Source organism: Methylobacterium sp. Leaf118, assembly GCF_920984675.1.
In the GTDB taxonomy this organism is placed as follows: Bacteria; Pseudomonadota; Alphaproteobacteria; order Rhizobiales; family Beijerinckiaceae; genus Methylobacterium.
Genome location: NZ_CAKLBV010000051.1, coordinates 20,798 through 33,970, shown reverse-complemented (window position 1 = coordinate 33,970; position 13,173 = coordinate 20,798). Strand labels below are relative to the sequence as shown.

Genomic DNA, 13,173 nt, shown 5'->3' with positions numbered 1-13,173 from the left:
CTCGCGCGACAGATCGAGCGCCTCGGCTTCTCATGTGCCATCACACCCGAAGAGACAGTTTCTATTTAGCCGGTCCGTCGGTGGAAAGGTCTCGGGCCGAGGCGCCTATCGGCGGGGCTTGCCCAGCCGCGCGATCAGCGCCTCGAGGCGCTCGCCGACCGGCTCGGTCAGGGAGCCGGAATAGAGGCTGCGCAGGTTCTTGCCGAGATGGCGGCGCACGCTCTGGCTCAGCGGCGGTGCGGAGACCGCATCCGCCGTGGGCTTCGTCTCGGTGACCGACTTCGTCACGGATCGTCTCCCTGTCGGAGGGCCCCTCTCGAAGGCTCGATCCTGACAGGGAACGGTTAAGGCCGATTTTACCGGCCCCGTTGACGGACGGTTCACCCTGGGGCGCCGGCCCGCCTCAGAACGCGGCGCGCAGGCCCCCGAACACGCTGCGGCCGGTGCCGGGATAGAAGGCGGCGAGGCCGGCCGGTCCGGACGGGGCCGTGCTCGCATTGGCCACCACCGAGATGTCGGCGATGTAGCGCGCATCCGTCAGGTTGCGGGCATCCACGAACAGCGAGACGCCGTTGGCGAAATCGATGCCCGTCTGGACGTTGAGCAGGGCGTAGCCCGGCACCCCCAGGGTGTTGGCATGGTCCGCGAAGGCGCCCTGCGGCACCCAGTCCACCGAGGGCGTGAGGTAGAAGCCGCTCGGATGCGCGTAGCTCACGACCGTGCGCAGCACGTCCCGGGGCAGGCCGGCGATGCGGTTGTTGCCGAATTGCGGGTCGTTGACGAAGCGGAAGTCGTTGTGCGTCCAGATCTGGGTCGCGACCAGCCGGTCGCCGATCCCGGTCAGGTCGGTGGCGAGGTCGAGGGAGAGGGCGGCCTCGACGCCCTGGTGCAGGGTGCGCGGCGCGTTGAAGGTCGCGGCCGGGATGTTGAGCGCGGGATTGGTCGAGAAGTTGATCAACTCGTCGCGGATCTCCGCCCGGTAGAGCGTCACGTCCCAGGCGAGCCGGTCGATCCGCCCGCGGGTGCCCGCCTCGTAGGTCCAGGCGCGCTGGGCGGCCAGCGGCACGAAGGTCGTGCCGAGCAGGTTCGACTGCGCCAGATCCGAGAAGTCCGGCACGTCCCGCGAGCGCGTGGCGTCGGCGAAGACCTGGATCGTCGGCACGGGCTGCCAGAGCAGGCCGATCTTCGGGTTCACGCCCTCGTAGGTGAGGTCGCCGAACCGCGCGACCGGGTTCTGGGGCGGGAAGCCGCCCTTGTTGCTGTAGCTGCGGGTCGAGGAGAACAGCTTGGCGCCGGTCATCAGCGCCAGGTCGGGCAGGACCCAGAAGCGGTTCTCGGCATAGGCCTCGTAATTGGACGCGCGCTGCACCGCCTGCAGCGTCTGCGCACCGCGCAGGCCGGCCACGTTCAGGTATTGCCGCGCATCGTTGACGCCCGCGAAGGCCCGCACGCCCAGGATCAGGTCGTTGCGGTAGCCGCCGAGGTCGAAGGTGCCGGCCCAGCGCGGCGCGAGCCCGTAGGTCCAGCCGTCCTGGTCGAGCACCTGGAAGATCGGGTGGTAGAGGGTCTTGTGAATCGCCCAGGAATCGATGTCGAGGCGGCCGATTTCGAGGTCGAACGAGGTGCGGTTGGCGATCCGCTCCGCCTGCACCTTGCGCGACTGGTTGCCGACGAGCGCGTTCAGGCTCGCGATCGTCGGATGGTCGAGCGCGTCGCGCCGCGTCAGCGTGCCGGGCAGCTTCTGGTCGGTGTCGTAGAGGCCGAGGAAGAAGCGCGTCTCGATGCCCGGCGCCAGCCGGTAGCCGAGATTGGCGTTGAGATTGCGCGTCCGCTGGGTCTCGTGATCCCGGTAGTTGTCGGCGTTGGTGAGGGTGCCCGAGATCAGGAAATCCGCCGGACCCGATATGCGGGAAAACTGGAAGCTCTCGCGAAACGTGTTGAAGCTGCCGGCCTCGAAGCGGACGATGTTGGGCGCGAGCGCCGTGTAGGCGGTCGGCGTCACGAAGTTGACGGCGCCGCCCAGCGTCGTGGCGCCGAAGGCGAGCGCGTTGCCGCCCTTGAAGACCTCGATCGAGCGCAGGGCCAGCGGGTCGATCTGGTAGAAATCGCCGCTGCCGTCGGCGAGGTTGAGCGGGATGCCGTCCTGCAGGAGCTCGATGCCGCGCAGGTGGAAGCCGCGGGCGACGCCCGAGCCGCGGATCGAGAGGCGGATCTCCTGGCCGTAGCGGGTCTGCGCGAACACGCCGGGCACGTCCTGGAGCATGTCCCGCACGGTGTTGGCGTAGCGGTTCTGGAACGAGGCCGCATCGACGAAGGCGACCGAGCCGACGGTGGCCTTCACGGCCGCCTCCTGCGCGGCGACGCTCGGCACGGTCAACGAGCCGGGGGCGGGGGGGCGACCAGCGCCGGAGACGCTGATCTCCTCCAGGGTGGTCGCCCCCTGATTGGTCGCTCCGGTGGCCGCCCCCTCGGGCGATGCCTGGGCGAGGGCGGGCGTGGCGGCGAGCAGGGACGAGGACAGGGCGGCACACAGCGCGAATCCGGCGCGCGGCGCGACCCTCGGAAGGGGAGGCATGGTTGGGGTTTTCCGTGGTCTGAAGGATCGGGGACGGGCGATCGGTCAGACGACGGGGGGCGCGCGCGCGCTGGGGCGACGGCCCGGAGGAGCCCGGGGCGCGGCCGCGATCTCGGGACGCCACGCGATCCGGTGGATGCGGGTCGGGGGCCATGCCACGGCGGTCTCGGCCCGCGGCAGGTCGAGCAGCCCGCCCGGCGCCGGCGCGGGCGAGCAGCAGGGCAGGTGCCCGTGTGCCGGTTGGGGGTTCGACGCTCCCTCGGTCTCGCCGGCCTCGCCCGTCTCCGGAGCGCAGAGGATGTGGGAGGGGCCGAAGCCGGGGCCGAACGAGGCGGCGCCGAGAAGCGCCTGGAGGGCGAGCGCGTAGAGCGCGGCCACGGCGATGACCGCGCGACACGCGGACCATTCGGGCAGGCGCCTTCGCATGGCGCCAGCTACGGCCAAGCTTGACCGGGCGTCAATGCGTCCCGCGACGAAAGCCGATCAGGGCCGCCCGCCGCCGACCGGCGACCCGATCAACTGTTGCGGCCGTCCGAGACCAGCCGGTGGAGCTGCTTCAGCGCGAGGGCGTGCCCGGCCTCCAGGTCGAGCGGTCCGGCGAAGCCTCCGTTGCGGTCCATCATGTAGACCATCAGGGTGTGCTCCATCGTGTAGCCGCCGTCCGGCAGCGGCACCCGCTTGGTGGAGACGCGGTAATCGCGCGCCACCCGCGCGATCGCCTCCGGCGTGCCGGTCAGCCCGGTGATCCGCTCGTGGAAGGAGGCCATGTACTCGCGCATCAGGGCGGGCGTGTCGCGCTCGGGATCGAGGGTGATGTAGTAGGCCTCGAGGGTGCCGCCCTCGGCCTGGAACGCGTCGAGCAGGTTGCCGAGATCGGCCAGGGTCGTCGGGCAGACGTTCGGGCACTGGGTGAAGCCGAAGAAGACCAGGAACGGCCGGCCCTGGAGCGTGCGCGATTCGAGCACGCCGCCCTTCGAGGATTCGAGCCGGAAGGGGCCGCCCACCACCGAGATCGGCGGCGGCTTCGGCCCGCCCGGCAGGAGGGCCAGGGTCGTCCCGGCGATGGCGGCGAGCGCCAGGGCGAAGACGACGAGGATCAGGCCGCCGCCCCGCCGGGGGGCGGGAGGGGCGGGGCCCGCTCCGCCCTCCGCCGGACCCGGCCCCGCGGGGTCAGTGGGCATGGTCGTGCCCGGCATGGCCCTTGTCCCCCTTGCCCGCTCCCTGGCCGCCGCCCTTGGCGGCGATGCTCTCCACGACGAACTCCACCGGGACCGTGCCGGCCCGCTCGAAGGTCAGGGTGCCGGCGGCCCGCTCGCCCTGCTTGAGCGGGGTCTTGAGGTCCATGAACATCAGATGGTGCCCGCTCGGGGCGAGGGTGATGGTCCCGCCGGGCGGGATCTCGAGGCCGTTCGGGAGGGGCGCCATCCGCATCACGCCCTTCTCGACCGACATCGTGTGCACCTCGGTGCGGCCGGCCGCCGCGAGCGAACCGCCGGTGAGCCGGTCGGGGGTGCTCCCCGTATTCGTCACCGTCAGGTAGCCGGCCGCGACCCGGGCGCCGCCGGGCGTGGCGCGGCTCCAGGGATGGCCGATCTTGAGGGCGCCGGCGGCGTAGTCGTGGGCCTGGGCCGGGCCTGCGGCGAGGCCGAGGGCCAGCAGGAGGGCGGCGAGGGCGGAGGCGGTGGGGCGCATGGGAGATCTCCGATCGGGTGAGCGCGGCCGGGCCGGGACCGTCCGGGTCGGCGGGCCGGTGCAGGTGGGGTCGGCCGCGCCCGGTCGGGGCCGGGCGCGGCGCGGGGGCTCAGTGGTGGTGCGCGTGGCCGCCCGCCTCGGGCGCCGTCGCCCCGATCGGGGCGACCGAGAAGGTCACCGGCACGGTGCCGGCCCGCTCGAAGGTCAGGGTGCCGGCGACGCTCTCGCCGGCCCGCAGCCCCTCCTTCAGCTCGAGGAACATCAGGTGGTAGCCGCCGGGCTTGAGCGTGACGCTTCCCCCCGGCGCGAGGACGAGGCCGCCCGTGACGGGGGCCATCTTCACCACCCCGTTCTCCGTGCTCATCGAGTGGATCTCGCCGCGTCCGGCCTGGGGAATCGCAGCCCCGATCAGGCGGTCCGGCTCCGTGCCGGTGTTGCGTAGGGTGACGTAGCCGCCCGCCACCTTCGCGCCGCCGGGCGTGGCGCGCAGCCACGGTCCCTCGATCGCGAGCGGGCCGGCCGCCGCGGGGGCGGAGGCGGCCGGATTCGCGTCGGCCACGGCCGGCTTGGCATCGGCAGCCGCCGGCTTGGCTTCGGTGGCCGCCGGCTTGGCTTCTGCGACCGCCGGCTTGGCGGCGACGATCCGCACGCCGGGGGCCGGGCTCTTCAGCGCCCGGGGATCCTGGCCCTGGGCCGGGATCTCGCTCCAGCGGTAGCCGCCCCCATTGTCATTCTCTTGGCCACCCTCTTGGCCACCCTCTTGGCCATTCCCTTGGCAATCCTGCTCGACGGGGAAGTGGATCGTGGTGCCGGGCTCGAAGGCGTCGGAGATGCGGGCGAAGAAGGTGAACTCGTCGACCTGATCGTCCGGCAGGCTGCCGCCGCTCCAGGTGATCGTCGTCACCCCTTCCGAGACCGGGCCGTGGAAGGAGGGATAGCTCTTGGCGTAGGCCGACCGCGTCGTGGCGATGGTCCAGCCGGGCTTCGGCATCGGCTTGGCGCCGGTCACGCCCTCGGGGATCGTCACGCTGACGCGGGTGGTCGGCCGGCCCTCGCAGCCGTGCATGATCTGGACGACGCCGCGATAGGCGGCGTTCGGGCTGGCCTCCTTGCGCTCCAGGAGGGCGTGGGCGGAGGCCGGGGCGGCCAAGGGGATTGCTAAGGGAAGGCCCGAGATAAGGGCTAAGGCGACAGAGGACGGAGCGGCGAGCGCGCGGCCGGCGCGCAGGGCCGGGTGAAGAGACGGCATGGGGCGAAGTCCGTTGACTGACGATGTCGGGAAGCGCGCGGGGCGCGCGCGGTCGAGGTCAGGCGACGGGTGGAGCGCGGGCGCTGGCCAGGGTGTGGGGCGGCGTCCGGGCGACCCCGGTCCGGCCGGGGGCCCAGGAGGCGGGCTGCGCGGTCCGCTCGGCCCGGTGGACAGGCCCGGCGGCGGGGGCGGGTGGCGCGGCCGTCGGCGCGTGGCTCGCTGCGGTGCAGCAGCCGGCATGGGGCAAGGCGGCGAACGGTGCCCGGCCATCGTGCGCGTCATCCGGGCCGGCCGACATCTGGAGGCAGAGGAGGCCGGGCACGCCCGCGACCGGCAGCGCCGCGATCCCGCCGAGCAGGGCCTGCAGCACCAGCGCGTAGAGCGCGGCGACGCCCGCGAGCGCGCGCAGGGCGCGCGGCGCCCTCCCGGTCCGGTCGCGGCGTGTCGTCGGCATGGCCCCGGTCTAGAACACCCCCGCCCGACCCGCCAGAGGCCAGGCCGCGACCCGTTGCCGAAGAAGGCTCCGGCCGAAGAAGGCCCTCGCCGATGTGACGCCCCGGCCGCAGCGCCCTCACCGCGTGCGCCGCCGCACGCCCACGCCACAATATGGCCCGGAACGGCATGGCTTCTTAACGTCGAGACCGCAACAACCGCGGCACGAGACTTTGGCGGAACTGTCGTTTCCGTCACGGACCGACCGCATCTTGACCTGAGAGCCCCGGATCGATGCTGCACATCGCGCGCCCCCCCCGCTCCCTCGCGCTCGCGCTCGCCGCCGCCACCCTGCTTGCCGGGCCGGCGCTGGCCCGTGAGCCCGGCTTGGCCCAGGCCGAGTGGGCGCAGGACTATTCCTCGCCCGCGACCATGCAGGTGACGCGCTCTTCGACGCCGATCCTCTCGCCCCAGACCGTCGCCGCCACCGAGGCGATGGCCGAGAAATACCGCGCCATCGTCAGCCGCGGCGGCTGGCAGCCGGTCTCGGGAGCGGCCACCCTGCGGGTCGGCTCCCGCGGCCCGGCGGTCGCGGCGGTGCGCCAGCGCCTGATCGTGACCGGCGACCTCGACGCCAATGCCGGTGGCGCGGGCGTGTACGATTCCTACGTCTCGGCCGGCGTGAAGCGCTTCCAGGCCCGCCACGGCCTGTCGCAGACCGGCCAGATGAGCCCGGCGACCCAGGCGGCCATGAACGTGCCCGCCGATGTGCGCCTGCGCCAGCTCGAGACCAACGTGATCCGCCTGCGCTCCTATTCGGGCGATCTCGGCCGGCGCTTCGTGATCACCAACATCCCGGCCGCTCTGGTGCAGACGGTCGAGAACGGGCAGGTCGTGACGCTGCACGCCGCGGGCGTCGGCAAGATCGACCGCCAGTCGCCGATCATGAACACCAAGGCGGTGGAGATCAACTTCAACCCGACCTGGACGGTCCCGGCTTCCATCGTGAAGAAGGACCTCATCCCGAAGATGCAGAAGGATCCGAACTACCTCACGGACAACAAGATCCGCATCCTCTCGGGTGGTCAGGAGATCTCGCCGCGGTCCGTGAACTGGAATTCGGACGAGGGCACCCGCTACACCTACCGCCAGGATTCGGGCGCCGACTTCAACTCGATGGGCGTCGTGAGGATCAACATCCCGAACCCGCATGGCGTGTTCATGCACGACACCAATTCCCGCGGCGTGTTCGGTGATGACTTCCGCTTCATCTCCTCGGGCTGCGTCCGCGTGCAGAACGTGCGCGAGTACATCACGTGGCTCCTCAAGGACACGCCCGGCTGGGACCGGGCGGCGGTCGAGCGCGCGGTGGAGAGCGGCCAGCGCATCGACGCGCGGCTGACCCAGCCGGTCCCGGTCTACTGGACCTACATCACCGCCTGGGCGACCCCGGACGGCACGGTCCAGTTCCGCGACGACATCTACAAGCGCGACGGCGTCAACGTGCCCTCGACCATCGAGGCCCCGACCCCGGTGGCGAGCGCCGCCGCGACCCAGCCCGAGGTGTACGAGCCGGGCGACGAGTAACCGCGCCCGTCACCACCCTCAAGACCCCTTCGGCCGCCCGGCCGGAGGGACCACCTCCCGGCGCGGCCCACGGAGATGGGCTCGAATGCCGCCGGGAGAGGCCCGGCCGGCCCCGTCATGGCTGTCCCTTTCTTGGCCATTCCCGAACGAGTCATACCAAATCCGGTTGATCCCTTCGGGATGGCGGATTTGGGCTTCGCTCAAACGCCGCGCGGGCTTGCCTGATACGGGCTCCGCTTGATCAAAGCGGAGCCCGTATCAGGCCCCGACCGCGTCCTCGCCGCCGCCGCGAGCGGCCCGTCCGAGGCCCGCTCGCGGGGCGTGCCGGCGAGGCCCGGTGCCAGGGCGGCCGACGCCTTCGGCGGGACGGTGCGCCAGGGCCGCCGCCCGCGCGACACGCGGCGCTCCGCTTCGACCCCGATCCTTCGTCATGTGAGATCCCGCACCCGGTGCGGGTTCGCCCGCAGGGGGCCGGATTAACGGCGCCCGTCCCGACGTTGATGGGATATGGTGCCAGATCGCATGCGCTCGAAACGCTCCGACATCGTCGATCTTCTCGTTCCGCTCCGGCGTTACGCCCGGTCGCTGACCCGGGACACGCTCCGGGCGGACGACCTCGTCCACGACACTCTGGTTCGGGCGCTCGAATCCCGCGCCAATCTGCGCCCCGACACGAACCTGCGCACCTGGATGATGACGGTGCTGCACAACGTCTTCATCGACGAGCAGCGGCGCAGGCGGGTCGAGGCGCGCCACGCCGACGTGCTGGTCCAGCTCTCCGACGAGGTGGCGCCGCCCGCCCAGGAGGGGCAGGTGCGGCTCATGCAGATCCGCAAGGCCTTCGAGGGCCTGCCGGAGGAGCAGCGCGCCGCCCTCCACCTCGTGACCCTGGAGGGCATGGCCTATGCCGACGCGGCGGCGGTGCTCAACATTCCGATCGGCACTCTGATGTCGCGGCTCGGCCGCGGTCGCGCGGCCCTGCGCGCCTTCGAGGAGGGAAGCCGTAAGGCGCGGCCCCTGCCCGATGCCTCCGACGATGTTCCCGAACGAGGGCGACCGCGCCTGCGCGTCGTCGGCCGCGAGGGATCTGCGGACGGCAGCGCCGACATGACGCCGCGCATCGGCAGGGCCGTCGGCGAGAACGGATAACGTTGCCCTCGCGAGAGGACGACATAGAAAACAATCGAGTCCGCCGGCTGGGGCCTGGGCGGACAGGACGGACAGTCGGAGTGGGCTGATGGAAGATCCAGTCAACGAATCCGATCTCATCGCGTATGTCGATGGCCAACTCGACCCGATGCGTCGCGTCGAGGTCGAGGCGCATCTGGCGCGCCATCCCGAGGACGCCGCCCTGGTGATGGCCGACCTGCGGGACCGCGACGCGCTGCGGGAGGCGTTCACGCCGATGCCGAGCCCCGGCCCGGAGCGCCTGCGCTCCGGCGCCCGGCGGATCGACCGGGCCATGGCGTGGCAGCGCGTCGGCGCCCGCCTGCGCCGTGCGGCGGCCATCGCGGTTCTGGTCGGCGCCGGATGGCTCGCCCATACCGAGATCGGCACCTTCGGCGTTCCCAATTCCATCGCGTCGCCGATCGATCCCGCCCTCGCCGAGGAGGCGCAGCAGGCGCGCCAAGCCGTGCAGATCCGCGCCCGCACGGTCTCGCAGCGTACGCTGTCGGCCTACGATCCGCAGGATCTCGAGGCGGCCACGGGCGTCGATCTTCCGCCCCTGCCCAGCGGCTGGATCGTGCGGGACGTGCAGATCTTCCCCGGGCGGCAGGGCACCGGCGTCGAGATCACCATCGACTCGCGCGAGCTCGGCGAACTGTCGCTCTTCGCCAAGCGCAGCGGCGGCACCCTCGTCCCCGAGGGCAGCGAGCCGGTGGTCCGCTCCAGCGACGGCGCGACCGCCTATTGGCGCAACGGCCACACCGCCTACGCTCTGAGCGGGCAGCGGGACGACCCCGACCTCCTGGCCGCCGCCGTCCGCCTCGCCGCCCTGCGGCACTGAGGCGACGCGTCCGGACCTTTCTGCCCACGCGGCGAACGCCCTATCCCTGAGGCGTTCGCCGTCGGCCCGGATCCATGCGTCTTCTCGCCTTTCTCGTTCTCGTCGGCCTCGGCCTCTACGGCGCCGGGGTCCTGGCCCTGGCGTTCGGCCAGCGCCACCTCCTCTATCCCGGGGCGTGGATGGCGATGCCGCCGGCCGCGGCTCCCGCCGGAACGGAAACGCTCATCCTCACGACCTCGGACGGGCAACGCCTCCACGCGCTGTGGCGTCCACCCCGGCCCGGCTGCGGCGTCGTGGTGAGCTTCCACGGTAACGCCTCCCGCCCCGAACCCCATGCCCGGCGCTTCGCGGAGGGGCCCTGGCGGCGCGGCGGCTGGGGCGTTCTGGCCCCGGCCTATCGGGGCTATCCGGGCTCGACGGGCGATCCCAGCGAGGCGGGACTGATCCGCGACGGGCTCGCCGCCTATGCCGCCGCCACGGAGCGGGCGCCGGGCGCTCCGATCCTACTGCACGGCCATTCCCTCGGCAGCGCCGTGGCCGTCGCCGTCGGCGAGCGGGTGACGCCGCTCGGGCTCTATCTGGAGGCGCCCTTCGATTCCCTGAGCCACCTCGCCCGTCTGCGCTATCCGCTGGTGCCGACCGGCTGGCTGCTCGCCGACACCTATCGCTCCGACCAACGCATCGCCGCGGGCACGGCGCCGGTGCTGATCGTCCAGGGGCAGGACGACCCGGTGGTGCCGGCCAAGCTCGCCCGGCGCCTCGCCGACGCCGCCGGCCCGCGCGCCACGTTCGACCTGATCCCGGGCGACCATGTCTCGATCCTGGGCCACGCCGATGGGCAGGTGGAGGCGCGCTTCCGCGCCGGTTTCAAGGACACGTGCGAGGCGCCCGCCCTCGCGGTGCAGGCCCCCTGATACCAAATCCGGTTGATCCCTTCGGGATGGCGGATTTGGGCTTCGCTCAAACGCCGCGCGGGCTTGCCTGATCCGGGCTCCGCTTTGATCAAGCGGAGCCCGTATCAGGCGGGGCCGCGGGGCAAACGTCCCGGATCTCGGATCCAGGACGATCGTGTTCCGCCGCCTCGTTTCCGAGGGCCGGCATCCCCCTCCCGGGCCGATGCGGGAGCGGCGGCCGCCTCAGGCGTTCTGGCGTCCGCGATGCTCCGGATCGACGCCGCCTTCGGGCGTGGTCTCGTTCTCGACATCGCCCTCGAAGGTCGCGTCGCCCTCCAACGCCGCCGGGTCGGTCCCGGTGAGCCCCTTCGACTGACCGATCCCCGGATTGCCCTTCAGGTCGGCATCGGTCGGCGTGTCCGTCTTGAGATGCTTCGACATGCGGTCTCCTCTCCGTGAGACCGGGCAACCGGGGGGCGTGGGGGCTGTTCCCGGTGCCGGTGTCGCGGGCGGGCCGCTCACAGGGTGGCGGCCATGACCTCGTCGAGGGTCACGTTGCGTCCCGCCTCGCGCGACAGGCGCAGCAGGGTGGATTGGCGGAAGCGCGGGTCGGCGGTGACCTCCCGGCCGAGCCAGTCCGGGATCGCGAAGGCCTGGTCGTCGTGTTCCAGCTCGACCTCCGCCAGGACCATGCCCTCGAGCGCGCCGCCGTACACGTCGATCTCCCAGGTCAGGCCGCCGTGGATCACGGCGTGGCGGGTCTTCTCGATGAGACAGGTGTCGCAGACGAGGCGCAGCATCGCCTCGCCGTCCTGGCGCGGAATCTCGTACTCGAATTCCGGGCGTCCGAGGCCGACCCGCGCGCCCTTGACGGTCAGGTAGGCGCAGGTCTCGTCCAGCCGCACCCGCACCTTCCCGCTCGCGAACTGGCCGACCAGCCCGTCCGTCAGGCGCCGCCGGCCGATCACCCCGGCCTTCCAGCCCTCGTGGGCGACGAGAAACTTCCGCTCGACTTCGAAACGCATCACCCGGGGACGCACCTGGAGTGCGGGACGGGCCCAGCCTCCTTCAGCCCTCTGCGCTTAAGCCAGGCCTTGGTTGCGCGCAATCGGAGGCCTCACGGGCGACGGATGCGGCGGGCGCAGGTCTAAGGCGCCCGCCCGCGGCCGATCATCGCCAGAACGGCTTGGCGTCGGCGAGGTCCTCGTGCGACTCCGCCGCCGCGACGAGAAGCTTGCGGCTGCGCGCCTCGACATCGGCGGCGGTCATGCCCGCGGCGAACAGGGTCGAGGCGCCGGGCGCGGTCCCGGCCACCTCCCGCAGGACCTCGTCGGCGGTGGCGATGTCGTTGAGCGCCCCGAGCTGGTCCTGCAATTCGGACAGGGCTTCGGCGAAGGCGGCGTGGCGCTTGCCCGCCTTCTTGCCCGGGTAGAGGGCGGCGAAGAACTCGGCGCCGTAGCGCAGCTTCTTGGCGGCGATCCGGACCCGGTGCCGCTCCTCGGGGGAGAGGTCGTCGAGATGGCGGCCGCGCCGTTTCACCTGTCGGCGCCGGCGGTCGAGTTCGCGCGCCGCGAAATCGCGGGCCGGCTCGTCGCGCAGGGCGGTCCGGCCCGGGGCGTCGTCCCGCAGCCAGGGGCCGGCATTGATCCAGCCGGCGAGGTCGAGGATCAGGGTCCGCCACGCGTCCGAGCCGAGCAGCGTCTCGACCTCCGCATAGGCCCGGGACCGCGCCGCCTCCAATTGCCGCTCGAGGCCGAGCAGGCCGACCTCGTCGGGGTGCCGCTCCCGTTCGGCGGGCAGGGTCGTGGCGAGGAAGACGTCGAGGTTGCGGGCCCGTCCGAGCGGCTCGGTGACCCGCTTCAGATCCGCCCGGATGCGCTCGCCGACCGGATCCTCCACGAGGTCCCCGAACAGAGAGAAGGCCGAGCGCAGGCGGCGCAGGCCGACGCGCATCTGGTGGAGCGCGTCCGCGTCGCGCCCCTGCAGCAGGAGGGCCTCGTTGAGGCGCATATGCCGCAGGCAGGCATGGGCGATGGCCCGGAAGGCGTCCCCCGCGCTCATCTCCTCCCGCAGGGGCACGGGCTCCGACTTGCGGACGCGGTCGATCTCGCCCGCCGCCAGCGCCTCGCCGCGCTCGGCCTTGCTGCGCACCCCGACCCGCACCGGCACGAGGGCGGCGATCGCGTGGGCGAGGGCGAACACGTCGCTGGCCTCCCCCTTCTTCAGTTCCAGTTCGATCTCGCAGATCGGCACGATCCGGTCGCCGGCGGCGGGCGCCACGATGCGGCCGGTGTCGAGGGCGACCTCGACGGTCGAGCTGCCCTGCCGGACGAGGGCGGTCCGGCGCCTGACCGCGGTGGTGAACCGCGGCTCCAGCACGGCGTCGTCGTCGAGGAGGGCGGCGGCCGGGGTGTCGACCAGGGCCGCGCGGTCGGGGTCGGACCCGCCGATCGCCTGCTCCCATTCCGGCCGATCGAACAGGCCGTCGCCGTCCGCCTTGAGGGTCTGGACGAAGCGCCCTTCGACCGTGCGGACCCGCAGGCCGAGGCCGGCCTTGCGCAGGGTCCGCCCCGGCGTGTCGTAATAGACCGAGGCGAGCTCGGACTCGCTCCGCGCCTCCACCTCTCGCAGCAGCGGATGATCCTCCAGGGTGGCGAGGTCGGACAGCTCGCATTCCAGCTTCAGCTCGATCTCGCGCGGCTCGCTCATCCGGTCCGTCCTGAATCCCTGTCATGGC

General features: G+C 72.3%; 14 protein-coding genes. 4 read left to right on the top strand and 10 right to left on the bottom strand.

What is annotated here, in order from left to right; all coding sequences use genetic code 11:
* Nucleotides 1–105: 105 nt before the first annotated feature.
* From LW587_RS18375 to LW587_RS18345, 7 genes are all read right to left on the bottom strand, one after another.
* Nucleotides 106–288: a hypothetical protein gene (locus tag LW587_RS18375; protein WP_232631044.1), complete on the bottom strand. Its 183-nt coding sequence runs from the start codon at nucleotides 286–288 to the stop codon at nucleotides 106–108.
* A 115-nt stretch (nucleotides 289–403) separates the two neighbouring features.
* Complete coding sequence (locus tag LW587_RS18370) at nucleotides 404–2,575, bottom strand: TonB-dependent receptor family protein (protein WP_232631043.1); 2,172 nt, start codon at nucleotides 2,573–2,575, stop codon at nucleotides 404–406.
* Between the two features lie 45 nt (nucleotides 2,576–2,620).
* A complete protein-coding gene (locus tag LW587_RS18365) occupies nucleotides 2,621–3,001 on the bottom strand; it encodes a hypothetical protein (RefSeq protein WP_232631042.1) in 381 nt (126 codons plus the stop codon).
* Nucleotides 3,002–3,090: 89 nt separating this feature from the next.
* Complete coding sequence (locus LW587_RS18360) at nucleotides 3,091–3,756, bottom strand: SCO family protein (protein WP_232631041.1); 666 nt, start codon at nucleotides 3,754–3,756, stop codon at nucleotides 3,091–3,093.
* Nucleotides 3,746–4,267: a copper chaperone PCu(A)C gene (locus tag LW587_RS18355; RefSeq protein ID WP_232631040.1), complete on the bottom strand. Its 522-nt coding sequence runs from the start codon at nucleotides 4,265–4,267 to the stop codon at nucleotides 3,746–3,748. Before LW587_RS18355 ends, LW587_RS18360 begins: the two co-directional genes overlap by 11 nt.
* Before the next feature lie 109 nt (nucleotides 4,268–4,376).
* Nucleotides 4,377–5,516: a copper chaperone PCu(A)C gene (locus LW587_RS18350; RefSeq protein WP_232631039.1), complete on the bottom strand. Its 1,140-nt coding sequence runs from the start codon at nucleotides 5,514–5,516 to the stop codon at nucleotides 4,377–4,379.
* Between the two features lie 58 nt (nucleotides 5,517–5,574).
* The gene (locus tag LW587_RS18345) at nucleotides 5,575–5,970 is read right to left on the bottom strand and encodes a hypothetical protein (protein WP_232631038.1); all 396 of its coding nucleotides are present in this window, start codon (nucleotides 5,968–5,970) and stop codon (nucleotides 5,575–5,577) included.
* A 272-nt stretch (nucleotides 5,971–6,242) separates the two neighbouring features.
* Between LW587_RS18345 and LW587_RS18340 the strand changes: the two genes are divergently transcribed.
* The 4 genes from LW587_RS18340 (at nucleotide 6,243) to LW587_RS18325 (ending at nucleotide 10,457) form a co-directional block, all read left to right on the top strand.
* A complete protein-coding gene (locus tag LW587_RS18340; protein ID WP_232631037.1) occupies nucleotides 6,243–7,535 on the top strand; it encodes a L,D-transpeptidase family protein in 1,293 nt (430 codons plus the stop codon).
* Nucleotides 7,536–8,057: 522 nt separating this feature from the next.
* Nucleotides 8,058–8,684: a sigma-70 family RNA polymerase sigma factor gene (locus LW587_RS18335; RefSeq protein ID WP_232631036.1), complete on the top strand. Its 627-nt coding sequence runs from the start codon at nucleotides 8,058–8,060 to the stop codon at nucleotides 8,682–8,684.
* Between the two features lie 88 nt (nucleotides 8,685–8,772).
* Nucleotides 8,773–9,543 (top strand): anti-sigma factor family protein, encoded by a 771-nt coding sequence (locus tag LW587_RS18330; protein ID WP_232631035.1) that lies wholly within the window; start codon nucleotides 8,773–8,775, stop codon nucleotides 9,541–9,543.
* Nucleotides 9,544–9,617: 74 nt separating this feature from the next.
* Nucleotides 9,618–10,457 (top strand): alpha/beta hydrolase, encoded by an 840-nt coding sequence (locus LW587_RS18325; RefSeq protein WP_232631034.1) that lies wholly within the window; start codon nucleotides 9,618–9,620, stop codon nucleotides 10,455–10,457.
* A 222-nt stretch (nucleotides 10,458–10,679) separates the two neighbouring features.
* Here the strand turns inward: LW587_RS18325 and LW587_RS18320 are convergent, their stop codons facing one another.
* From LW587_RS18320 to LW587_RS18310, 3 genes are all read right to left on the bottom strand, one after another.
* Nucleotides 10,680–10,877 carry a hypothetical protein gene (locus LW587_RS18320; protein WP_232631033.1) on the bottom strand — a complete coding sequence of 66 codons (198 nt, stop codon included), beginning with the start codon at nucleotides 10,875–10,877 and terminating at the stop codon, nucleotides 10,680–10,682.
* Nucleotides 10,878–10,954: 77 nt separating this feature from the next.
* Nucleotides 10,955–11,461 (bottom strand): CYTH domain-containing protein, encoded by a 507-nt coding sequence (locus tag LW587_RS18315; RefSeq protein WP_232631032.1) that lies wholly within the window; start codon nucleotides 11,459–11,461, stop codon nucleotides 10,955–10,957.
* Nucleotides 11,462–11,606: 145 nt separating this feature from the next.
* Complete coding sequence (locus LW587_RS18310; protein ID WP_232631031.1) at nucleotides 11,607–13,145, bottom strand: CYTH and CHAD domain-containing protein; 1,539 nt, start codon at nucleotides 13,143–13,145, stop codon at nucleotides 11,607–11,609.
* Nucleotides 13,146–13,173 lie beyond the last annotated feature (28 nt).

What these genes read in the sequence shown, in the direction of transcription:
- LW587_RS18370 (WP_232631043.1), bottom strand. Translation starts at nt 2,575, where the DNA reads ATGCCTCCCCTTCCGAGGGTCGCGCCGCGCGCCGGATTCGCGCTGTGT.
- LW587_RS18365 (WP_232631042.1), bottom strand. Translation starts at nt 3,001, where the DNA reads ATGCGAAGGCGCCTGCCCGAATGGTCCGCGTGTCGCGCGGTCATCGCC.
- LW587_RS18360 (WP_232631041.1), bottom strand. Translation starts at nt 3,756, where the DNA reads ATGCCCACTGACCCCGCGGGGCCGGGTCCGGCGGAGGGCGGAGCGGGC.
- LW587_RS18355 (WP_232631040.1), bottom strand. Translation starts at nt 4,267, where the DNA reads ATGCGCCCCACCGCCTCCGCCCTCGCCGCCCTCCTGCTGGCCCTCGGC.
- LW587_RS18350 (WP_232631039.1), bottom strand. Translation starts at nt 5,516, where the DNA reads ATGCCGTCTCTTCACCCGGCCCTGCGCGCCGGCCGCGCGCTCGCCGCT.
- LW587_RS18345 (WP_232631038.1), bottom strand. Translation starts at nt 5,970, where the DNA reads ATGCCGACGACACGCCGCGACCGGACCGGGAGGGCGCCGCGCGCCCTG.
- LW587_RS18340 (WP_232631037.1), top strand. Translation starts at nt 6,243, where the DNA reads ATGCTGCACATCGCGCGCCCCCCCCGCTCCCTCGCGCTCGCGCTCGCC.
- LW587_RS18335 (WP_232631036.1), top strand. Translation starts at nt 8,058, where the DNA reads ATGCGCTCGAAACGCTCCGACATCGTCGATCTTCTCGTTCCGCTCCGG.
- LW587_RS18330 (WP_232631035.1), top strand. Translation starts at nt 8,773, where the DNA reads ATGGAAGATCCAGTCAACGAATCCGATCTCATCGCGTATGTCGATGGC.
- LW587_RS18325 (WP_232631034.1), top strand. Translation starts at nt 9,618, where the DNA reads ATGCGTCTTCTCGCCTTTCTCGTTCTCGTCGGCCTCGGCCTCTACGGC.
- LW587_RS18320 (WP_232631033.1), bottom strand. Translation starts at nt 10,877, where the DNA reads ATGTCGAAGCATCTCAAGACGGACACGCCGACCGATGCCGACCTGAAG.
- LW587_RS18315 (WP_232631032.1), bottom strand. Translation starts at nt 11,461, where the DNA reads ATGCGTTTCGAAGTCGAGCGGAAGTTTCTCGTCGCCCACGAGGGCTGG.
- LW587_RS18310 (WP_232631031.1), bottom strand. Translation starts at nt 13,145, where the DNA reads ATGAGCGAGCCGCGCGAGATCGAGCTGAAGCTGGAATGCGAGCTGTCC.